Genomic DNA, 21,031 nt, shown 5'->3' with positions numbered 1-21,031 from the left:
GACCGATCTCACCAGACCGATCGTGAAGACCGTCTGGCGGCCGCGATGCGAGGCCGGCAGATGGGAGGAGTTCGCTGTGCTCAACCGGCTGTGGCAGGGCCCTGCCGGACGACGGCTCCGGGGGTTGCTCCCTGCCATGGACCCTTGGGCCGAAGCCGCGCTCTGGCACGGGCTGCACGAGCTCGCGCCGCCGGCTGCACCGATCTCGCGCTCGGAGTTGCTGGGCGCCCAACGCCTGTCCCCGCTGCTCCTGCGCTACCTCGACGCCCACGGTGTCCCGACCGCCCCTGAGGTACGCCAGGCGCTGGAGATGAGCGCCTTCGGGTGGTCGACCTTCTCGACCCTCGCGAGCCGCAACGGGGCGCACGTCGTCCGCGAGCTGCAGCGCGTGGGCATCGACTGCGTCGTCTCCAAGGGCCCGAGCATCGCCGCGCACTACCCGGCACCGCAGCTGCGCCCCTACAGCGACCTCGACCTGCTGCTACCCGCGGACGCCTACACGCGAGCGCTGACGCACCTGCACGCCGCCGGCTTCGTCCCCACCGCCAACAGCGAGCAGCCGTGGTCCTTCTTCGACCGCAGGTGCCGCGAAGGCGTCAACCTGCACAAGCAAGGCGGGACGCACGTCGACCTGCACCACCGGGTGCCGCCGTGGATCTGGTCCGACGGGCTGGCCCCGGACAAGCTGATGGCGCGCAGCCGGTCCGTGGAGTCCCACGGGGAGGTGCTCCCGGCCCTCGGCGCCGAGGACAACCTGCTCGTCGCGGCACTGCACCTCGTCAGTGACCGCAACCTCGCCGGTGCGAACCTGCTCATCTGGCGGGACATCGCCCAGCTGGCCCGCGCCGCCGACCCTGCGACCGTCGTCGACCGGGCTCGCGAGGCCCGGCTGGACGGGTGGCTGCGCAACGTCCTGCTCGCCCTGCCGGAGCCCGTGCGGCCACACCCGCTGCTGGACGCGCTGTCGTCGTCCGCGCGGCCCCAGGAGATCCCGCACGCGGCGCGGCTCGCGACGCTGCTCTCGCCGGTGCCGTCGCGCCTGGGCGCCCGCGCGTACCAGGTGCTGCGGCTGCCGTTGCCGGCCGCGGCGCTGTGCCTCGCCGGCGCGGCGGTCCCGTCCCGGCCCTTCCTCGCCGCGACCTCCGACACGGACGCGTCGTACGCCCGGATGTGGGTCCGGCGCGCCTTCCGCGTCCGTCGAGACCTGAAGTCCCGTTCGGTCAGCTGAGGGCCTCAGGGGCGCGGCGCGGTGCCGCCGCGCGCCTCCGGGGACCAGGTCACCGCCGGCGTGCCGAAGACGTGGGCGCGGGCGACGATCGCCGCCAGCGCCGCGTAGCTGCCGTCGACAGTCTCGGCAGAAGCGGAAAGCACGAACTGTGGTGCTGTCATCCCGGCTGCCGTGGCGGCCATGGCCTGTGCGGCGTCCAGCAGGACGAGCGCGCTCGTCCAGCCGCAGGCCCTGCGCTCCCACAGCCGGTCGACCGGCCGCAGCCGCCGGCCGCCGGCGAAGAACCCGGTCCGGTGCGGCACATAGACCGTGGGCCGGTCACCGCGGGCGGCCAGCCTTCCCGCGGTCCCCGCCCCCGCGCCGTGCAGGACGAGGACCTCGGGGTCGACGCCCGACAGCAGCGGGCGCAGCGACGCAACAGCCGCGGGCACCGCGCGCGGCGTGTCGAGGACGGGCCACTCGTGCCAGCCGTCCGCCGGCCCGGCGGGCGTGGGCGAGGCGACGGAGACGTCCCAGCCGCCCGCCTGCTGGTGCCGTGCGACGGCGTCGACGAACTCCCGCAGCTGGGGGTCGGCCGTGCCCACCACGTGAAGCACCCGCAGCCGGGCAGAGTACGGCGGGCAACCGGTCACCCCGACGATGCCGTTGCTCGTGCCGGGGCTCGTGTGGGGGCTCATGCGCGCACCGCCGCCACGGTCTCGGCCGCCACCTCGGCCCACGTCCGCGCCGGCGGCAGGGCGGGTCGCGCGGCGCCTCCGGTGAGGTGGTCGTTCAGGGCGCGCTCCCATCCCTCGACGTCCAGGCTGCTGAGGTGCGTGCCCCCGGCACCGCTCACCTCGCACAGCGCGGGGTCCTCCGACGTGAGCAGCGGAGTGCCCAACGCGACCGCCTCGGTGGCAGGCAGCCCGAACCCCTCGAGCAGGCTCGGCAGCGCGACGACGGCCGCGTGCTCGTAGGCCCAGCGCAGCGCACCGTCATCCACGTGCCCCAGCAGGCGTACGGCCCCGGCCTCCTGCAGCGCGGCCATCTGCGAGCCGTAGCCGGAGGTGCCCCAGCCGGACGGGCCGAGGATCGCCAGCACGGCGTCGGGGTGGCGGCGGCGGACGCCGGCCCAGGCCTGGGTCAGCAGCGCGAGGTTCTTGCGTGGCGACGGGTCGCCGACGACGAGGACGAACCGCCCGGGCACCAGGCCCTCTACCGGCGTCGGCGCCGCCCGGAGCATGGCCTGCGACGGCGCGAGCGGCACGACCCGGACGCGGTCTGCGACCTCGGGCAGGTAGGCGCAGAGCCGGTCGCGGGTGGCGGCCGAGACCGACACGAGGACGTCGGAGCTGCGGATCGAAGCGAAGTACGGGCCGCGGATCAGCGTGCGCTTCGCCCGCCGGAAGTCGGCGGGCCGGTCCATCGGCATCATGTCGTGGACCGTCAACAGCCGCCGCGCGCCGGCCGAGCGCCGGGGCAGCAGGTGCTTGGTCCCGTGCACCACGTCGAACCCCGCCTGCAGCACGAGCCGGTCGAGCAGCTCGCGCTCGACCACGGACATCGCCACCGTGGGCAGCGCCGGGAGCGCGTGGGCACGCCCCGCGCCCAGGAAGGACTCGAAAAACCCCGTGGACGGCTTGGCGCAGACGACGTGCAGCTCGACGTCGTCGCGCTCGGCGAGCGCCCGGGCGAGCTCGACCACGTAGCGGAACATCCCGCCGCCCGCCCCGGAGGGTGGGATGTGCGAAGCCAACATCAGCCAACGGAGCGGTCTCACGCCAGTGCCTCTCTCGGTGCCCCGTGGAGCGCTGCGGACGCGCGCCGTTCGCGCTGCCTTCGGCCTCTCGACCTGCTGAGCACGAGGACGACGGCCGCGGCGAGGAACGCCGGGAGCACGCGGCCCTGCGTCCAGTAGACGTAGCGCGGCAGGTCGAGCAGCCCGGTCAGGAGCACGGGGTAGACGAGCAGGCCGCTGAGCCGCCCGGCCAGGAAGGCGACATAGGCGAGGCCGAGCAGGCTTCCCACGAGCAGGAAGTAGACCAGCCCGCCGGTGTGCCCGAAGTCGACGAACGCTGCCGCGAGCCCACCGGGGTTGTTGAACTCCGGGTTGGCCTGCTGCGCCAGCGCGGTCTGGAACACCGCTGAGGCGTCCTGCCCGGACAGCCGGGTGTAGGCGTGGGCCTGCTCGACCCCGGGTGCCGACCAGAGGGCGATCAGGTTGTCGTACGGGAGGCGGCCGGGGAAGGGCGCCGCGTCCAGCGAGAGCTGCCCGTTGTTGTAGGACGTGGCGTAGTAGCCGCTGAACCGGTCGGTGATGAACGTCGAGAACGACGAGTAGCCGTGCGTCGAGTAGAACCGCCAGCTGCGTAGCCGCTCGGACGCCGCGAACAGGCCGACGACCGCCGGCGCGAAGACCAGTGGCGCAGTCAGCACCAGGCCGCGGGTGAGGCGCGAGCCGCGGGTGTAGAGCGCCGTCGCCGCGACGGCGCCCGCGGGAAGGGCGAGCTCGAGGAGCGCGAGCCGCTCGCTGAGGGCGAAGGCCCGCAGTGTCGCCAGCGCGATGACGACGGCGAGTCGGGGGCGGACACCGCGTGCACCACCGGCGGCCAGCAGCAGGCAGGCGACGACCACCTGCAGGATCCCGAGCTGGGTGAAGGTCGTGACCCCGGCGATCGGGCTGAAGGCGCGTTTGAGGTCGTCGGACGAGCCCGAGCCGAACAGGCTCTGGATCGCGAAGGCAGGGGTCACCCCCCGGGAGACACCGGCCAGCAGCAGGCCCGCGTAGCCGAGCATCGTGCCGGCGAAGAGCACCCGCTCCGCGCGGACCAGCAGGCGGCGAGCCCCCGGCTGCAGCGCCGGCCACGGCCCGGGCAGCACCTGCCGGCGGGCCATCGCCAGCGGCCAGAGGCTGCCGGCCACCAGCAGCAGGATCGCCACGAGCAGCAGCAGGACGGTGGAGTCGGTCAGCAGCTTCGGGACCCGCCAGGCCAGACGGTAGCGGGTGTCGTCGGCGGCCCAGGCGAGGTACAGCGAGCCGGGCAGCACGAGCAGGGCCGCGCCGGTGGGCGCGAGCCACCAGACGAGCCCGCGGCGCGTGCTCGGGGAGGACGCCACGCTCACCGCCGCGGAGCAGGCGACCGGACGCCGGCGAGCATCCCGCGGACGTAGGCCAGATCGGAGCGCCCGAGGTCCGGGCGGCCGCGCAGGGTACGCACCGCCCCACCGGCGAGCTTCCGGGCGGCGAGGTAGCCGAAGACCGGCGGGGAGAGCCTGTGCAGCCGCCACAGCCGGCCCAGCCCGGCGCCGTACCCCGCCATCTTCTCGGCGAACAGGGGGTCGGGCTCGTCACGCGGCTCGTCCTGCAGCACCGTGAGCCGGGGGTCGTACGCGACCTCCAGCCCCAGCGCGAGGATCCGCAGCACCAGGTCGGTCTCCTCGCCCGAGCGCCAGGGCCCAGCCGAGCCGGCCCCCAGGGTCTCGTCGAACCCGCCCGCGCGGTCGACCGCGGAACGGCGCAGGAAGAGGGTGCTCGAGATCATCGTGTGGAAGAAGTTGCGCCCGGTCACCGCGCCCGGCTCCCGGTGCCAGCGCAGCATCGAGTCCCGACCGTCCTCGGTCGCCTGCCGCGCGGACAGCCCGGCCAGGCCCGGCTCCGCCCGAAGGCGCTGCAGGGCCGAGGCTAGGACCGTAGCGGGATACCAGCAGTCGTCATCAGGGAAGGCGACCACCTGGCCTGTGGCTCGTGCGAGCCCCACGTTGCGCCCGACCGACAGGCCCCTGCCGGACGTGGTGCCGGTCCACGCGACGCGAGGCGGGGCGGCCTCGAGCATGCGCAGGCAGGAACGGTCATCGCTCTGGTCGACGACGACGAGCTCGACCTCGGACGCCGCTGTCGAGACCTCGACGCTGCGGACCAGGCGGGCCAGCTCCGCCGGACGCCCCACAGTGCTGACGACGAGGGAGAGGGCGAGGTCGCTCACCGGTGCTTGCCCAGCGCGATGCGACGCGCACCGGCCGAGCCGACCACGACGACCCCGGCGGGGTCGACGCCGGACGCCGTGAGGTCCTCGATGCCTCGCTCCAGGACGTCGACGCGCGTCCGGCCCGCGAGGGCCACGAGCGCGACGGCCGGGGCCAGCGCGGCGAGCCGGTGGACGAGCACGGAGCGGTCCGCGGACGGCGCGTCGACGACCACGGACAGGTCCGCGTCCCGCAGCGTCTGCAGCAGCGGCCCGGCGACGTTGTCCTCGGCCAGGTCGACCGCCCGTGGGCCCGGCTTGCCCGCCGGCAGGAGGAACAGGCCCGACACGCCCGTCGGCTGCAGGATCTCCGCCGCGGGAGGCAGCGCCCCCTGGCCCAACTTGAGATCGGCCAGGCCGTAGGCGTCGTCGGTGAGGTTGAACCAGCGCCCGATGCGCCGCTCGTAGACGTCCGCGGCGCACACCAGCACCGTCGGGCCCTGCCGCGCGAGCGCGACCGCGATGTCCAGGGCGGCCGAGGACGCGGCCGCCGAAGCGCCGGCCTCGAGCGCCTGGACCACGGCGACCGGGGCCACGCGCCCGCGTACGGGAAGCAGTCGGCCGGCCACCTGCCGGGCAGCGGACTCCACCGGGTCGCCCGCGGGCCGGTCGCGGAGCGCGGCCAGGTCGACGGCCTCGCTTCCGGACGTGGGCAGGGCGCCGAGCGCCCGGACGTTCAGCGCCTCGAGGTCCTCCGCGTCGTCCACCCGCCAGACGCGGCGGCGGACGAGCACCAGTGCGAGCCCCACGACGGCCCCCAGGAGGCCGCCGAGCGCCGCCCCGCGGGCAGGCGACGCGCTGTCCTGCGCCACCAGCGCCGCAGCGCCGTCCACCAGCTGGGTCTGCGGGCTGCTGGCCGCCACCCGGGCCTGCGCCAGGCTGGCGAGCAGGGCGTCGTACTGCGCCTGCAGGCTTGCCCGCTCGAGCCGGACGTCGTCGCTCCCGCCGGACGCCGGCAGGGCGGCCAGCCGCCCGGACACGTCGGAGAACTCCTGCTGCAGGGAGGTCAGCCGCTCCTGGACTCCCTGGCGGACGTGCTCCTCCACCGCCCGTGCGCCGGCCGTGGCCGCCCCCTCCGCCGCGTCCCGCGACGGCGCCGTCGCCTGCACCTCGAGCAGGTCGGTCAGCCCGACCTGGCGCGCGCTGAGCGCGACGTCGGCTGCGTCCGGCACCGCGGCCGCGAGCGCCTGGGCGCCCGCCGGGCCGGTCAGGTAGAGCAGCTCGGCCTGGATCAGCCGGTCGGTCTGGTCCGGGGACGACAGGCTCTGGGCGGGTGCCATGTCGATGCGCGTCGAGGCCGTCCACGTGTCGGCCTGGGCGAGCTGCAGCAGGACGCCTGCGACGGCGCCGAGCACGGCGGCGCCGAGGACGACCGGCCATTGGCGCAGGGCCCTCCGGTCGAGCAAGGGCCGGGAGGGCGGGGCCGCGCCTGCCGTGGTCGTCGTCATCTCGTGCCTTTCCCGATGTTCTCCTGCGGGCCGGCCAGCCGGCGCCTACCGCGCGAGCATTCTGTCCAGCGCGGTCGCCCGACAGGTGCAGAAGCCGCCACTCCCCGCGTCGCGCCGACCGTCCCCTCCGTCGGTCGCCGGGACGTCGAGCGGCCCGCGGCCGCTATCGCTGCCCCCGCACACTCGCGGACCTATCCCGCTCGCGCAGGTCGATGACGGCAGGAGCGACGGCACGGCCGTTGGCCCGCAGGTACGCCTCGTCCGCCACCTGGGCGGTGCGCGCCAGCGCCCTCTCCAGCGAGAAGTGCTCCTGCACCCGCCGACGCCCGCGCCGGCCCTCCGCGTCGGCCATCACGCGCGCCCCCAGCCGGTCGGCCACGGCCTCGGCCAGCCGGGCGACCACCGCGGCCTCGTCGTCCAGTGGCACGACGGCTCCGCCCGCGGCGGCGCCCGTGCCGAGGATCTCGGCCATGCCGCCGGTGTCCGTCGCGACGACGCTCCGGCCGGTGGCCGCGGCCTCCAGCGTGGCGAGGGCCATCCCCTCCCACCGGGACGGGAAGACGACGACGTCCGCGGCGGTCATCCAGGCGCGTACGCCCGCAGCGTCCTGCCGTTCGGCGACCAGGGTCGCCCCGGGCACGCTGCTCGTCAGCTCGGCGAAGCGCTCACGCTCCTGCCCGTCGCCGACCACGTAGAGCAGGGCGTCGGGTACCCGGGCACGGACCGCGGCCCAGGCCGAGATCAGCTGGTCCTGGCCCTTCTGCCGCACCAGCCGGGCCACGCACACCGCGATGGGCGCGGTGGCCGGGACCTCGAGCGCGGCGCGGGCGCCCGCCCGCGCGGCCCCGTCGGCGTACGGCCACTCCTCGGAGTCGACGCCGTTGGCGATGACCTCGAGCCGGTCGCTGCTGATGCCGCTCGCAAGCCCAACCTGGCGTTCGTGCTCACTGACGCAGACCACACGGTGCGCCCAGCGAGCGGCCACGCGCTCCCAGCCGGCGGCGGCCGACGCCATCGGCCCGGTGATGGCCTGGAAGGACCAGGCGTGCGGCTGGAAGATCGTGGCCGTCCTCCCCCGCACCGCGAGCCGACCGGCCAGCCCGGCCTTGCTGCTGTGCAGGTGGAGCACGTCCGGGCGAACCCGCTCGATGACCCGGGCCAGCCGGCGAACCTCCACGACGGACGCCGGGCCCGGCGAGCGCGACGCGCGCCAGTCGTGGTGCGTGCATCCCAGCCGGTGCACGTCCTGCCGGAAGGACCCGACGACCGGAGAGGCGACGTGGACGTCCCAGCCCCTGGCCGTCTGATCGCGGGCGAGCAGGCTCACCCACCGGGCGACACCGCCCTCCGCGACGGGCTGACTGACGTGCAGAACCCTCATTGCGCCTGCCCCTTCCGTGGCTCCGACGGTTCGCGCGCGACCGTCGGAGCGCGTTGACGCCCCCTCGTCACCCCGGTTCAGCGGCGGTGCCGTCACCGTCGGCGCACTGCCTGCCGTAGCGGCACGAGTGCGGTCGAAGCCGCCAATTCCCCACCGGCGGGAAATCCCTCTCGCTTTGGCGCACACCCCAGCTTGTCCGACCGCGGCCAATCTACGTGCCTTGCCACACCATGCGGAATAGACAGTGCGTCAGGACCCAGCGACACCGAGTGACCTCTTTCCACCACTCGAGGAGTGGGTTTCGCGTGCGTTCGCCCTGCCCCTGCGCGACGACGGCACGGCGGGCATCCAGGCTGGCACCGTCGACCTCCGTATATCACTCTCCGTCGCGACATGGTCACCGAAGCTGCACGGCCTTGGTTGTGCACTCCGGGACGGCACCTTGCCCGGTCCTCGCGCACATGGCCATCCCGGGACAGGCCGCAGCGCCGAGGGTTCACGCAGACTTAATCCGGAGGGGTCGACGGACACGGCCGGAGCGTGACGGACGCCACTCCGGCACCGGGCCGCCCCACCCGTCGGGCGCCGCGGAGAGTCACTCGCGGGCACGCTCACACGGTTGGCAGGGCGACATCGGCCCCCTGGTCGGGGACGACCGCAGGCGCACCCCTCCGACCGCTTACTGAGAGTTGCCTGAGCGTCAGCAGACACCCGAAACACGTCCGTTACACACACTCGGGACCGTGTTGGACCCCGCCCGTGGTCACTTTGGGTGACTCACCCGAAGGCACCTGGCAAGCGCATGAACAGTCCGTAACATCGTTCTCGGTTGCCGGAGGGGACCGTAGGGTCTTCCTCGACTCCGACGAACACGACGCCGACCCCAGGGGGTGCGTTCCATTGCTGGACGCTGTCCAGACGACGCTCGCGGAGGTCCTCCACGACCTCGGGCAGGGCTCCTGGAAAGAGGTCCTGCCCGTCGGGGTCGCCGGCCTCGTGGTCTGGTCGCTCTGGATCTACCGCTTCGTGCTGTCGCGGCGAGCGCACCCCGTGGTGAACGACTACCGCACCACCACCTCCGTGGTCGTCCCGTCCTACCGCGAGGACCCCGAGACGCTGCTGCGCTGCCTGCGCTCCTGGCTCGCCCAGGACCCCACCGAGGTCCTGGTCGTCGTGGACGTCGCCGACGCCGCCTGCATGGAGGCGCTGGCCACCGTCGAGGACCCCCGGCTGCGCGTCATCCGCTTCGCCCACCACGGCAAGCGCTCGGCGCTCGGCGTCGGCATCCGCGCCGCCAAGGGCGAGCTGCTCATCCTCTGCGACTCGGACACCTCGTGGCGCCCGGGCCTGCTCGAGGCCGTGCAGATGCCGTTCGTCGACCCGAAGGTCGGCGCGGTCAGCACGCAGCAGAACGTCTACCAGCGCACGACCAGCATCTGGCGGCGGGTCGCCGACTGGCTGGTCAACCTGCGCTACCTGGACTACGTCCCGGCCATGGGCCGGGCGGGAGCGGTGGCCTGCGTGTCGGGGCGCACCGCGGTCTACCGGCGCGCGGCCGTCCTGCCGGTCCTGCAGCACCTCGAGCACGAGTTCTTCCTCGGCAAGCGGTGCGTGTCCGGTGACGACGGCCGGCTCACCTGGCTGGTCCTCGCGTCCGGGTTCAAGACCGTCCACCAGAGCAGCGCCAAGGCCCTGTCGATGTTCCCCGACACGTTCCGCGCCTTCGCCAAGCAGCGCATCCGGTGGAGCCGCAACTCCTACCGCACCTACCTCACCGCGCTGTGGAAGGGCTGGCTCTGGCGAGTCCCCTTCATCACGAAGGTCACCGTCCTGCAGATCCTGCTCACGCCGCTGACCATGGGCCTGACGATCACCTACCTGCTCTTCTCCCGTCTGGACTTCAGCTCGGGCGTCGGCATGGGCATCCTGCTGGCCGCCGCCTGGCTGCTCGTCGGCCGCGGCATCCGGGGCGCCGCGCACCTGCGCCGCCACCCGCAGGAGCTCCTCCTGCTCCCGGTCGTCGCGGTGGTCGTCGTGCTCATCGCCCTGCCGATCAAGCTCTACGCGTTCGTGACCATGAACAAGCAGGGCTGGCTGACCCGGTCGGCCGACTCCGTGGGCGCCGAGGCCCAGGGCTCGTCGACCCTCGCCCCCGAGCCGGCCTGAACCTCGCGCGCCCACATGGCGTACTTCCCGGCGAACCCCCTGCACGCGCCAACATCAACAGGTAGGACGATGCTCGTGTCCCTTCTGCGCCGCGGTTGCGCGCTGCTCCCCCTGACCCTGCTCGGCTCGGTGGCGCTGGGGGGCGCCGCCGCCGGCACGGCCTCGGCGGCCGACGCCAAGCCGTGGGACGCCGCTCCGCCGGCGACGTACCAGGGCGACGCGGACCATGAGGCCGCGCTGGTCGAGGCCGAGGAGGAGCGGATCCTCGCGGTCCGGAAGAAGGTCTCGCTGATCCGCTGGCAGGACCAGGACACCTACCGGGCGGGCAAGCCCAAGCTCGACGAGCCGAACGACAACACGGTCATCCTCATCCCGAAGACCAACCGCGCCGCGTACACGGTGAACGACCTGCTCGCCGTCGGCATCCTCACCAAGCAGGCGGACGGCGGCCTCCTGCTCGAGAACAACCTCTTCCTGCCGCCGAAGTCCACGCTCTCGCTGGGTGGTGCCAGCGGCCCCATCCGCATGCGCAGCGGTGCCGACGGCACCTTCGTCAGCATCGTCTCGATCGGCGGCGCGCTCGACCTGTCGGGCACGGAGCAGAAGCCGCTCGTCGTCCAGAGCTGGGACCCGCAGGCCAACGAGCCCGACACCCTCACCAACGACGGCCGCGCCTACATCAGGGCCATCGGCGGCGAGGTCATGGTCCGGCACGCCGACTTCTCCGACCTCGGCTTCTGGAGCGGTTCCACCGCCGGCGTCGCCCTGACCGGCACCGACCGCTCGAACTCCATCGACCCGACCCGCATCGCTTCCGGCGAGCCCGCGAAGCCTTCGGGCAAGACCGAGCGCAACGCCGCACGAGACGCCCGCCGCCAGGAGCAGGCGCAGAACGACGTGCTGGCCAAGAACGGGATCACCGACCTCAACGTGCTCGACGACCCCGAGTTCGCCACCGACGAGGACACCTTCGTCTCCGGCGAGGTCTCCGACAGCACCTTCACCGGCAACGCGTTCGGCCTCTTCGTCTCTGGCGCCAAGTCGCTCAACATCACCGACACGGTGATCCAGCGCAGCCTCGTCGACGGGCTGGTCCTGCACCGCTACGTCTCCAGCGGCTCGATCGAGCGCATGACGTCCAAGCTGAACGGCGGCACCGGGTTCACGCTGGCGCGCGCCGCCCAGCACATCAACATCCAGGACTCGATCGCGGAGGCCAACCGCGGCGACGGGTTCTACCTGTCGGGCGAAGCGCTCGCCGACGGCCCGTCCGTGACCGGTGCGCAGACCAAGCCGTGGGGCTCCAACACGGTCGCCAACAGCTACTCCCGCAACAACGCGCACAACGGCATCGAAGTGGTCGGCGGCGTCAACCTCGACGTCAACAACAACGAGATCACCGGCAACGACATGGGCATCGTCGTCCGGTCCGCCGCGAGCAAGGTCAGCGTCACCGCCAACCGGCTGGTCGACAACGCGCGGCACGCCGTCTCGGTCCGCGACGGGGTCACCGATGCGACCGTGAGCGGCAACGCGATCAGCGGGGGCACCACCGGCATCTACGTCCGCGGGTCGGTCGCGGAGGTGCTCGGCAACACGGTCAAGGACGCCGACGGCCACGGCGTGTCCTTCGTCGGCGCCGTCGCGGGCTCCTCGATCACCAACAACTTCCTCGCCGGCGAGGGGTCCAGCGCGCTGGACGACCACCGCTCGTCCGGCAAGGTCGAGGTCAGCGACAACGTAACCTCGAGCTGGGTCGACACGAGCAGCATCTGGGTCAAGCTCAAGAGCTGGATCCACCCGATGACGCTGATCTGGCTCTTCATCGCCTTCCTCATCCTCTTCACCGCCGCCCGCGGCCGCCGCGCCCGCGGCGTGATGGGGGCGCCGTACTCCGCGCAGCTGCCGCACCAGGTCACCGCCGCCACCGCGTACGGCGAGGAGGTCGTCTCCCGCCCGGCGGCCCGCACCATCGACATCCGCAAGGCCAACGGGACCAAGCGGACCGGTGGGAGCACGCACGACGACGACATGGCGATCGTGTGACGTTGCTCTTCGGGCGGCAGCTCAAGCGGCCGTCACGCCAGTCCGTGCTGCCCTTCCTCGCCGGGGCCGGCACCACGGCCGTCCTCCTGCTCGGGGCCAGCGCGCTCGCGGACGACGCGGCCGACGACGTCGGCGCCGACCTGCGCGCGGTCGGGCCGCAGCCGGCCGCCTCGCCGTCGCCGTCCCCGACCCCCTCTGCGACGGCGTACGACAACGCCGTCCCCGCGCCCGAGGAGACGGGGGCGTACGAGCCGCCGTCGACCCCGGAGCCGTACCCCTCCGGCGACAGCGACCCCTCGCCCGGCGACCAGGTCGCGGGCGCCGGCGACCCCTCGTGCCCGGACCCGACGGTCACCGTCGCGACCGCGGACGAGCTGACCGACGCGCTGGCGACGGCGCAGGCCGGTGACAGCATCGCGCTGGCTCCCGGCACCTACAACGGCGCCTTCGTCGCGACCGGTGCGGGGACGCAGGACGCGCCGATCGCGCTCTGCGGCCCGGCCGACGCCGTGCTCGAGGGCAACGGGCCGGACGACGACTACGTCCTGCACCTCGACGGCGTCTCGCACTGGCGGGTCGCCGGGTTCACCGTGCGGGACGGGCAGAAGGGCGTCATGGCCGACGGCGCCGTCTCGACCGTGATCTCCGGGCTGACGGTGGAGGACATCGGCGACGAGGCCATCCACCTGCGCGGGTTCTCGACCGACAACCTCGTCGAGGGCAACACGGTCCGCCGGACCGGGCTGCGCAAGCCGAAGTACGGCGAGGGCATCTACATCGGCACGGCCAAGAGCAACTGGTGCGACATCACCGATTGCGAGCCGGACCGTTCCGACCGCAACGTCGTGCGCGGCAACACCATCTCCGAGACGACCGCCGAGGCGGTGGACATCAAGGAGGGCACGACCGGCGGCAAGCTCGTGGACAACACCTTCGACGGGTCCGCCATCGACGAGGCCGGCGCGGACTCGTGGGTGGACGTCAAGGGCAACGACTGGGTCGTGCAGGGCAACACCGGGGTGAACAGCCCCGAGGACGGCTTCCAGACCCACGAGATCCTCGGTGGCTGGGGCCAGGGCAACGTCTTCCGGGACAACGTCGCGCGAGTCAACGGCCCGGGCCACGGGTTCTCGCTGACGCCGGTCAACGACAACCGGGTCTCGTGCGACAACAAGGCCTCCGGGGCGAAGCAGGGCCTGGCGAACGTCGCCTGCCGGTGACGGCAGCGCAGCCGGGAAGGGTGGCCCCTCCACCGCGGCTGCGGCCCAGAGCGGTCGTACTCGCGGCCGCGCTCGGGCTGGCCCTGGTGCTGCTGATCGACCGCTTCGTCGAGGCCGAGTCCCCGTCGTACGTCGTGCTCGGCCTCGTCGACGAGCCCGCTCACTTCACGACGGCGGCGCTCTGCCTCGCGGCGCTGGCGGCCCTCTGGCCGCGACCGCTCCCCCGGGCCTACGTGCTCGTGGCGCTCGCCGCGTCCGTGCTCATCGATGCCGACCACGTCCCCGACGCGGTCTTCGACTCCCAGGTGCTGACGTCGGGTACGCCCCGGCCCTACCCGCACTCGATGACGACCTTGGCGCTGGCGGCGCTCGTCGCGCTCGCGGCACGCGGCCGGCTGCGCGTCGTCGCTGCCGGGATCGCGACGGGGGTGGCTCTGCATCTGCTGCGCGACCTGGCCACGGCGCCGGTGGCGCTCTGGTGGCCGCTGACGCCGCGCCACGTCACGATCCCGTACGTCGCCTATGGCTGCGCGCTCACCGCCGCGGCCGCGCTCGTGGTGGCGCGGCCGGGGCGGGTGCTGCGGGCTCAGGCCCGCGAGTAGTCGTCCTCGATGCGCTCGATGTCGTCCTCGTCGAACCAGCCGTAGGCCACCTCGAGAAACCGCGCCGACGCCGTGCCGTCGTTGCCGACCCGGTGGGTCACGCCGCGCGGGATCCAGACCTGCTCCCCCACGACCGGCGACCAGCGCTTGCCGTCGATCTCGACGTAGAGGCCGGCGTCCAGGATCTGCCAGGACTCGTCACGGGTGGTGTGGCGCTGCAGCGACAGCCGGTGGCCCGGCTCCACCGTGATCACCTTGACGGTCACGGTCTCGTTCAGAGCGAGCCGCTCGAAACGTCCCCATGGCCGCTCATCCACCAGAGCCTCGGGGCGCTCGGCCACCTGCTCCGTCACGTCTGTCCTCCTCGCGTTCCCCGCTGGTACCTAAGAAGGGTAAGCGGCTCGCGCGCCTGAGACGGCCGAACCGGCGAAGGACACCCCGTGAGGACAAGCTCAGTACAGCGCGGACGCGAGCGCGCGCCGGGCCGCCGGGACCCGCGGGTCCTCGGGGCCGAGCAGCTCGAAGAAGCCGAGCAGGTGGGCCCGCGCGGTGTCCCGTTCGGCCCCGCTGGTCATCCGGACGGTGTCGACGAGGCGGCGCAACGCCTCCTCCACCCGGCCCGAGGCCAGCTCGACGTCGGCGGCGGCGCACTGGGCCGACACGTCCTGCGGCGCTTGTGCGGCGCGCGCGAGCACCGCGGCAGGGTCGCTGTCCTGCACCCGACGCAGCAGCTCGACCTGGGCCAGCCCGGTCCTCGCCTCGACGTCGTCCGGGGTGTCGGCCAGCACGGCGGAGTACGCCGCCACAGCCGCGTCCAGGTCGCCCCGCTCGACCGCGTCGTAGGCGTCGTCCAGCCGCGGGTCGCCCTCGGGCTCGATGTGGCCGGCGTCCCCGTCGCCCGCGCCGGCCGCCGACGCGAGACGGCCCGTGACCCCCGCGGTCGCCGCCACCCGCAGCACCTCGTCGAGGAACTGCTTCACCTGCGCTTCGGGCAGCGCGCCCTGGAACAGCGGCACCGGCTGCCCGCGGACGACCGCGAAGACGGACGGGATGCTCTGCACCCGGAACGCCGCCGCCAGCCCCTGCTCGGCGTCCGCGTCGATCTTGGCCAGCAGCCAGCGCCCCTCGCCGGCGGCCGCCAGCCGCTCGAGGACCGGGCTCAGCTGCTTGCACGGGCCGCACCAGTCGGCCCAGAAGTCGATGACCACCGGGACGGTCATGGACTGCTCGAGGACCACGGCCTGGAAGTCGGCCTCGGTGACGTCGACGACGTAGGAGCCGGCGGCCACCGCCGGCGCGCCGTCGGGGCTGCCCGCGCGCGCGGCGCCTGCGGCGGGCGCGGCCGAGCGGGCCGCCAGCTTGCCGAGGTCGACCGCGCCGTACGCGTTGAAGGTCGGCTGCGTCATGAGGCCATCCTCCCTCCCTGCAGCGTCAGAGATCGACGTCGGGGTCAGGTCCTCGCGCCTGGTGCTCTATCCGTCGCCAGCTGAGAGGCGATTCTCCCAGTCCCCGCGGCAGATGATGTCGCAGAATCTCCCGGTCTCGAGCGGCTTGCCACAAGCCCTGCAGGGACGCCCGCGCCGACGTCGCAGCGCCGCGAGTAGTCCGAGCACGGATCACTCTCCAGGGCAGTTGGGCTTTCCACCAGTCATTCTGGCTCTAGCCGTCATTCGCCGCACCCCCTTGGCGGCCCGCTACGCGGGACCACGCCGCTACGCGGGACCACCGCGCTACGCGGGACCACCGCGCTGCGCGACGACCTGCTGGACCAACTGCGTGACAGCGGCCGCGAACTCCGCCGGCCGCTCGAGCGGGACCAGGTGGCCGGCGCCGGGAACGGCCATCAGCCGGCCGACGGGCAGCGCCGCGGCGATCGCCCGCGCCTCGTCGACCGGCACGATGGCGTCCTCCTCGCCGACCAGCACGAGGGCCGGCACCCTGACGTCCGCGAGCACGTCGGTGGAGTCGGGGCGGGCCGCCATCGCGCGCTGCGCCCAGGCCACGGCCTCGACCGGCGCCTCGCCCACCAGCCGGCGCACGTCCTCGACCACGTCGGGGCGGACCTCATGCGTCGTGGCCCCGAGCAGGCCGGGCGCGACCTCCTCGTGCAGGACGCGTACGTCGCGCTCGGCCAGCACGGCCCGGGCGATGCGCTCGCGCCGCTCGCGGGCCTCCGGCGCGTCGGCGCCCGCGCGGCTGGACGCGAGCACCAGGCCGCGCAGCCGCGCCGGGTGGCGGCGGGCGAGGGCGAGGGCGACGTAGGCGCCCATGGAGACCCCGCAGACCACGGCCGACGCGAGCCCGGCCTCGTCGAGCAGGGCCGCGACCTCGTCGGCGAGCACGTCGAGCGAAGGGCCGGCGGCCGGGACGGGGGTGCCCCCGAACCCGGCGAGGCCGGGCACGAGCACGCGTACGTCGGGCTCGAGCAGCAGCCGGGCCTGGTCGAACATCCGCGGGGACAGCGGGAAGGCGTGCAGCAGCACGAGGGCGGGAGGAGGCTCGTGCGCGCTCACGGTCGCAGCCTAGTGACGGCGGCCCGAGGGGCGCCGCCGGCCGCGCGCCCGCCAGCAGGCCGAGTGCCAGTGGCGCCGCTCGGTCAGCCCGCCGTGCACCGGCCAGGCGACCTGGTGCGGGGTGGCCGGGAGGATCTCGTGGTCGCAGCCTGGGCAGCGGTAGGTCTTCGTCGCGGCCGCGCCGGTGACGCTGCGGACGTACCACTCCTCGCCGTCGAGCTCCTCCACGCGGTCCGCGCCGGGGCCCGGGCCGAGGGGGCGGGGCGCCGGCTCGCGGCGGGTGAAGCGGCGGCCCATGCCTGCCATTGTCCGGGCGCGGGACGGACGCCGGGCGCCGGGACGGGGTGACGACCGCCACGACCGGGAACCGTTGATCGTCGCGGCTCGTCGCTCCTGGCATGGGAAGCCTCTTCGAGCCCCTGACGGTGCTCCCTCCCGACCTGGTCGGGGAGGGCGCGGCGCAGGACGGGGCCAGCGCACCGGGCTCCCCCGACGAGGGGTCCGCCACCCTGGGCCTCGACGTCGACGACGCGGGCAGCACGGTCACCGTCCGGCTGCGCGGGGAGCTGGACCTGGCCACGAGCGGCCTGCTGCAGGGCGTCCTGGAGCGGCTGCTGCGACAGCGGCGGACGCCTCGGGTCGACCGCCTGGTGGTCGACACCGCGCAGGTGTCCTTCATCGATGCGGCCGGGGTGTCCCCGTTGCTGCACGCCCGCGCCGTGCTCGCCCGCCGCGGCGGAGCCTTCGTGCTGCCGTCGGCCAGTTCCGCGGTCGCCCGGCTGCTGACCCTGCTCGGGCTCGCCGAGCTGCTGGAGCCGAGCCCGGCCTGACCGGGGCGTGCGAGCCGGCGCCGCGTCTCCCGCGGTGTGGCCACGTCGTTCCCGGGCACGCCCCTGCCGTTCCCGGGTGAAGCGCCGGTGGGCGGCTACCGTGGCGCCCCGTGCGTCTCGTCATCGCCCGCTGCAGCGTCGACTACGTCGGCCGCCTCACCGCCCACCTGCCCAGCGCGCCGCGGCTGCTGCTGCTCAAGTCCGACGGCTCGGTGTCCGTGCACGCCGACGACCGGGCCTACAAGCCGCTCAACTGGATGAGCCCGCCGTGCACGCTGCGCCAGGACGTCGCCGAGGACGGCAGCGGCACCTGGACGGTGGAGAACAAGGCCGGCGAGCGGCTCGTCATCACCGTCGAGGAGGTGCTGCACGACAGCTCGCACGAGCTGGGCGTCGACCCCGGCCTGACCAAGGACGGCGTCGAGGCGCACCTGCAGGAGCTGCTCGCCGACTCCCCCGAGATGCTCGGCGAGGGCTGGCGGCTCGTACGCCGCGAGTACCCCACTGCGATCGGCCCGGTGGACCTGCTCTGCCGCGACAGTGACGGCGCCACCGTGGCCGTCGAGATCAAGCGCCGGGGCGAGATCGACGGCGTCGAGCAGCTGACCCGCTACCTCGAGCTGCTCAACCGCGACCCGCTGCTCGCGCCCGTGCGCGGCGTGTTCGCCGCGCAGGAGATCAAGCCGCAGGCGCGGGTGCTCGCGACCGATCGCGGCATCTCCTGCGTCGTGCTCGACTACGACCTGCTGCGCGGCATGGACGACCCGAGCTCGCGGCTCTTCTGAACGGGCCATCGCGGGGCCGTCGCCGGGGACCGTCGACCTCTGGCGCGCAGGGTCTCCCGCTCGGCGGGCTGGCGCTCGGAGTGCGGCGGTGGGCCCTGCCGGGGCCGGGCGCGTTCCCACCCGGGGGTACGCCGGCCGTCGGCCCGCGTCAGGAGGGCGAGCGGCGGATCCACCCGTTGCGCAGGCCGTGCTCCACCAGCAGGTCCGCGGCCGCACCGAGCGATGATGACGCCGCGACGACCCCTGCCTCGCGGGCGCGCACCGTCGCCTCGGTGGCGCCCGGCATCTGCCACGTGCCGCCCCGGTTCAGCCAGTTGAGCAGCATGGGCTCGAGCCGGTCCATCGCTTTGCAGAACCGGGCCTCGGGCGTCACCCCGGCCTCGAACTCCTCCCAGAGCTCGCGGACCGTGCGTGCCTGGTCCGCGGGCAGCAGCGGGAAGAGCCGGTCCGCGGCCGCGGCCTCGCGCTCGTGCTGGTCAACGACGGACGCTGCGTCGAAGACGGGGCTGTCTCCCGCGTAGACCTCCACCAGGTCGTGCACGAGCACGAGCTTCAGCGCGTGTCCCACGTCGATCGGCTCGTCGGAGTGCTCGGCCAGCAGCAGCACCATCAGGGCCAGGTGCCACGAGTGCTCGGCGTCGTTCTCGCGGCGGTCGGCCGCCGCGAGCGGGGAGGCCCGCAGCACGGTCTTCAGCCGGTCCGCCTCGGCGACGAAGGTCAGCTGGGCGGCGACCCGCCCGTCGATCTCGGGGGGAAGCGGGCTGCGGTCGACGACGAGGCCGGTGTTGTCCACGTCGTGATCCTCCCAGCCCGGCTTGGGCCACGGCGCGGCGCCGCCCACGCCCAGTCGGGCGGAGGCGCTAGCTGACCACCTCGTCGGCGTAGCACCAGCGCCAGTCCTCCCCGGGCTCGAACGACCGGATGACCGGGTGGGCGTCGGTCTGCCAGTGCTTGGTCGCGTGGCGCCGCGGCGAGGAGTCGCAGCAGCCGACGTGGCCGCAGCCGAGGCAGAGGCGCAGGTGGACCCAGGCGGTCCCCTCGCGCAGGCAGTCCTCGCAGCCCTGGGTCGTCGACGGCACCGCGTCCGCCGGTGCGGTGGCCAGGTGCTCGCACGCGTCCATGAGGACCGTGGACTCCTGCCGGCGGCCGCCCCGGCGCTCGTCGACCCCGCTGAGCAGGGTCTCCTCGAGGTCGAGGTCGCGCAGCACGGCCTGCATCACCTCGTCGTCGATCCGGCCCTCGTCGCGCGCCTTCACCAGGACGTCCCGCTCCGCGACGAGCATGGCGTGCCGCACGCGGCGGTACGCCTCCGACGGCGTCTCCACTGCCTCCTCCCCCGGTGCGTGGGCACCGCCGCCCGCGCCGAGCCGCTCCCACGCCGCCATCGCCCGGTGGTCGGCGCCCTGGCGCAGCCGCTCCTCGACCCCGTGCGGGAGCGGGTGCTCGGCCACGAGCCGGTCCAGCGCCTCCTCCGCAGCCCGGACCGCGTCCTGCTTCACCGATGCCTCCTGCAGCGCGTCCTGGACCGGGTCCGGGCCCTCGATGCGCAGCCTGCGGATCAGCATCGGCAGCGTCGCGCCCTGCCCGACGAGGGTCACCGCGATGACCACGAACGTGACGAAGACCAGCAGCTCGCGGTGCGGGGTCTCCTCCTCCAGCGAGAGCGCGGCGGCCAGCGACACCGCCCCGCGCATGCCGGCCCAGGAGATCACCGCCGGGACCTTAGGCGTCGGCGGCGGGTCGTTGTGGCGTACGCGCGGGACGAGCCGGGTGAGGTAGGTCGCGGGGAAGACCCAGACCGGCCGGGCGAGCAGGACCACCCCGACGACGACGAGCGTGGCCGTCACCACCGTGGAGAGGTCCTCGTCGAGCTGCTCGACCAGGAACGGCAGCTGCAGCCCGACGAGCGCGAACAGCACGCCCTGGAGCAGGAACTCGACGGTCTCCCAGATCGCCCGCTGCTGCAGCCGTGCCTCCGCCGACAGCAGCTGCGGCGACTTGTGCCCGAGGATCAGCCCGGCCACCACGACCGCGAGCACGCCCGAGGAGTGGATCTCCTCGGCCAGCGCCCACGCGGCGAAGGGCGTCACCAGCGACAGCGTCGAGCTCATCAGCGGCTCGTCGACGTGCCGACGGACGAGGGCGATGGCGTACGCCACCGCGACCCCGACGACGACCCCGCCCACGCTCGCGACGAGGAACTCCCACGCCACGTCCACCGGCCCCGGCGTCCCGGGGTCGACGATCGCCGCCGACGCCACGCTGAGGATCGTCAGCGCAGTCGCGTCGTTGACCAGGCTCTCGCCCTCCAGCAGGCTCACGAGCCGGCGCGGCAGCCCGGTCTGACGGGCGACGGCGGTGGCGGCCACCGCGTCCGGCGGGGCGACCACGGCGCCGAGGGCGAGGGCCGCCGCCAGCGGGATCTCCGGCAGCACCCAGTGCAGGACGAACCCGACCGACAGCGTGGTGAACACGACCAGGCCCACCGCGAGCAGCGCGATCGGGCGCAGGTTGCGCTTGAAGCTCGGCAACGAGGTCGAGATCGCCGCGGAGTAGAGCAGCGGCGGCAGGAAGAGCGCGAGGACGACCTCGGGCTCGAGGTGGTAGTCGGGGACGCCCGGCACGTACGACACGACGACGCCGACCACCGTGAGCAGCAGCGGCGGCAGCACCCCGACCCGCCGAGCCAGGCCGTACGCGGCGGCGACGCCCACGACCAGCAACAGAACGTCGCTGTGCGACTCCACTCCGACCTCCCCGGGAACCGGCCGCGACCGGCCGTCACGTCGGGGCATCCTGCCCGAGGGAGGT

General features: G+C 73.9%; 19 protein-coding genes. 7 read left to right on the top strand and 12 right to left on the bottom strand.

What is annotated here, in order from left to right:
- The first annotated feature begins 136 nt into the window (after positions 1-136).
- Complete coding sequence (locus G9H71_RS06465) at positions 137-1,228, top strand: nucleotidyltransferase family protein (protein WP_166279799.1); 1,092 nt, start codon at positions 137-139, stop codon at positions 1,226-1,228.
- A gap of 5 nt (positions 1,229-1,233) precedes the next feature.
- Here the strand turns inward: G9H71_RS06465 and G9H71_RS06460 are convergent, their stop codons facing one another.
- The 6 genes from G9H71_RS06460 to G9H71_RS06435 all read right to left on the bottom strand — a co-directional run bounded on the left by G9H71_RS06460 (position 1,234) and on the right by G9H71_RS06435 (position 8,058).
- Positions 1,234-1,905, bottom strand: coding sequence for a glycosyltransferase (locus G9H71_RS06460; RefSeq protein ID WP_166279796.1), 672 nt, complete (start codon positions 1,903-1,905; stop codon positions 1,234-1,236).
- Entirely contained in the window at positions 1,902-2,966 is a 1,065-nt protein-coding gene (locus G9H71_RS06455) for a glycosyltransferase family 4 protein (protein WP_166279793.1), read from the bottom strand. Before G9H71_RS06455 ends, G9H71_RS06460 begins: the two co-directional genes overlap by 4 nt.
- 17 nt (positions 2,967-2,983) lie before the next feature.
- Positions 2,984-4,330, bottom strand: coding sequence for a hypothetical protein (locus G9H71_RS06450; RefSeq protein ID WP_231134278.1), 1,347 nt, complete (start codon positions 4,328-4,330; stop codon positions 2,984-2,986).
- Positions 4,327-5,190: a glycosyltransferase family 2 protein gene (locus G9H71_RS23490; RefSeq protein WP_166279787.1), complete on the bottom strand. Its 864-nt coding sequence runs from the start codon at positions 5,188-5,190 to the stop codon at positions 4,327-4,329. Before G9H71_RS23490 ends, G9H71_RS06450 begins: the two co-directional genes overlap by 4 nt.
- Complete coding sequence (locus G9H71_RS23485) at positions 5,187-6,677, bottom strand: CpsD/CapB family tyrosine-protein kinase (protein ID WP_166279784.1); 1,491 nt, start codon at positions 6,675-6,677, stop codon at positions 5,187-5,189. The genes G9H71_RS23490 and G9H71_RS23485 overlap by 4 nt, the downstream gene beginning before the upstream one ends.
- A gap of 163 nt (positions 6,678-6,840) precedes the next feature.
- The gene (locus G9H71_RS06435) at positions 6,841-8,058 is read right to left on the bottom strand and encodes a glycosyltransferase (protein WP_166279781.1); all 1,218 of its coding nucleotides are present in this window, start codon (positions 8,056-8,058) and stop codon (positions 6,841-6,843) included.
- Positions 8,059-8,961: 903 nt separating this feature from the next.
- Here G9H71_RS06435 and G9H71_RS06430 point away from each other — a divergent pair.
- From G9H71_RS06430 to G9H71_RS06415, 4 genes are all read left to right on the top strand, one after another.
- On the top strand, positions 8,962-10,224 hold the full coding sequence (locus G9H71_RS06430; protein ID WP_407939681.1) for a glycosyltransferase: 1,263 nt from the start codon (positions 8,962-8,964) through the stop codon (positions 10,222-10,224).
- A 75-nt stretch (positions 10,225-10,299) separates the two neighbouring features.
- On the top strand, positions 10,300-12,270 hold the full coding sequence (locus G9H71_RS06425) for a right-handed parallel beta-helix repeat-containing protein (protein WP_166279775.1): 1,971 nt from the start codon (positions 10,300-10,302) through the stop codon (positions 12,268-12,270).
- Positions 12,267-13,490 carry a right-handed parallel beta-helix repeat-containing protein gene (locus G9H71_RS06420; RefSeq protein WP_331272793.1) on the top strand — a complete coding sequence of 408 codons (1,224 nt, stop codon included), beginning with the start codon at positions 12,267-12,269 and terminating at the stop codon, positions 13,488-13,490. Before G9H71_RS06425 ends, G9H71_RS06420 begins: the two co-directional genes overlap by 4 nt.
- A gap of 20 nt (positions 13,491-13,510) precedes the next feature.
- Positions 13,511-14,092, top strand: a complete 582-nt coding sequence (locus tag G9H71_RS06415; RefSeq protein WP_166279773.1) for a metal-dependent hydrolase — start codon at positions 13,511-13,513, stop codon at positions 14,090-14,092.
- On the opposite strand, the gene G9H71_RS06410 is transcribed toward G9H71_RS06415, so the two are convergent.
- The 4 genes from G9H71_RS06410 to G9H71_RS06395 all read right to left on the bottom strand — a co-directional run bounded on the left by G9H71_RS06410 (position 14,077) and on the right by G9H71_RS06395 (position 16,902).
- Positions 14,077-14,445 (bottom strand): phosphomannose isomerase type II C-terminal cupin domain, encoded by a 369-nt coding sequence (locus tag G9H71_RS06410; RefSeq protein ID WP_166279770.1) that lies wholly within the window; start codon positions 14,443-14,445, stop codon positions 14,077-14,079. The genes G9H71_RS06415 and G9H71_RS06410 overlap by 16 nt on opposite strands.
- Positions 14,446-14,544: 99 nt before the next feature.
- Entirely contained in the window at positions 14,545-15,498 is a 954-nt protein-coding gene (locus G9H71_RS06405) for a tetratricopeptide repeat protein (protein WP_166279767.1), read from the bottom strand.
- A gap of 324 nt (positions 15,499-15,822) precedes the next feature.
- Positions 15,823-16,605, bottom strand: coding sequence for an alpha/beta fold hydrolase (locus G9H71_RS06400; protein ID WP_331272792.1), 783 nt, complete (start codon positions 16,603-16,605; stop codon positions 15,823-15,825).
- Positions 16,606-16,614: 9 nt separating this feature from the next.
- Complete coding sequence (locus G9H71_RS06395) at positions 16,615-16,902, bottom strand: hypothetical protein (protein ID WP_166279764.1); 288 nt, start codon at positions 16,900-16,902, stop codon at positions 16,615-16,617.
- Between the two features lie 101 nt (positions 16,903-17,003).
- Between G9H71_RS06395 and G9H71_RS06390 the strand changes: the two genes are divergently transcribed.
- A complete protein-coding gene (locus tag G9H71_RS06390) occupies positions 17,004-17,435 on the top strand; it encodes an STAS domain-containing protein (protein WP_166279761.1) in 432 nt (143 codons plus the stop codon).
- 110 nt (positions 17,436-17,545) lie between these two features.
- The gene (gene nucS, locus G9H71_RS06385; RefSeq protein ID WP_166279758.1) at positions 17,546-18,220 is read left to right on the top strand and encodes an endonuclease NucS; all 675 of its coding nucleotides are present in this window, start codon (positions 17,546-17,548) and stop codon (positions 18,218-18,220) included.
- 148 nt (positions 18,221-18,368) lie between these two features.
- Here the strand turns inward: nucS and G9H71_RS06380 are convergent, their stop codons facing one another.
- A complete protein-coding gene (locus G9H71_RS06380) occupies positions 18,369-19,013 on the bottom strand; it encodes an HD domain-containing protein (RefSeq protein ID WP_166279755.1) in 645 nt (214 codons plus the stop codon).
- Between the two features lie 67 nt (positions 19,014-19,080).
- The gene (locus tag G9H71_RS06375; protein WP_331272791.1) at positions 19,081-20,967 is read right to left on the bottom strand and encodes a Na+/H+ antiporter; all 1,887 of its coding nucleotides are present in this window, start codon (positions 20,965-20,967) and stop codon (positions 19,081-19,083) included.
- Positions 20,968-21,031: the final 64 nt, after the last annotated feature.

The sequence above is a fragment of the Motilibacter deserti genome, from assembly GCF_011250635.1.
Taxonomy (GTDB): domain Bacteria; phylum Actinomycetota; class Actinomycetes; order Motilibacterales; family Motilibacteraceae; genus Motilibacter_A; species Motilibacter_A deserti.
Note: the sequence above shows the minus strand (reverse complement) of the source record. Positions and strands in the feature narration are given on the sequence as shown.

Excerpts from the sequence above, each read along its gene's own strand:
- G9H71_RS06465 (WP_166279799.1), top strand. The coding sequence starts at position 137 with ATGGACCCTTGGGCCGAAGCCGCGCTCTGGCACGGGCTGCACGAGCTC.
- G9H71_RS06460 (WP_166279796.1), bottom strand. The coding sequence starts at position 1,905 with ATGAGCCCCCACACGAGCCCCGGCACGAGCAACGGCATCGTCGGGGTG.
- G9H71_RS06455 (WP_166279793.1), bottom strand. The coding sequence starts at position 2,966 with ATGTTGGCTTCGCACATCCCACCCTCCGGGGCGGGCGGCGGGATGTTC.
- G9H71_RS23485 (WP_166279784.1), bottom strand. The coding sequence starts at position 6,677 with ATGACGACGACCACGGCAGGCGCGGCCCCGCCCTCCCGGCCCTTGCTC.
- G9H71_RS06435 (WP_166279781.1), bottom strand. The coding sequence starts at position 8,058 with ATGAGGGTTCTGCACGTCAGTCAGCCCGTCGCGGAGGGCGGTGTCGCC.
- G9H71_RS06405 (WP_166279767.1), bottom strand. The coding sequence starts at position 15,498 with ATGACGCAGCCGACCTTCAACGCGTACGGCGCGGTCGACCTCGGCAAG.
- G9H71_RS06395 (WP_166279764.1), bottom strand. The coding sequence starts at position 16,902 with ATGGGCCGCCGCTTCACCCGCCGCGAGCCGGCGCCCCGCCCCCTCGGC.
- G9H71_RS06390 (WP_166279761.1), top strand. The coding sequence starts at position 17,004 with ATGGGAAGCCTCTTCGAGCCCCTGACGGTGCTCCCTCCCGACCTGGTC.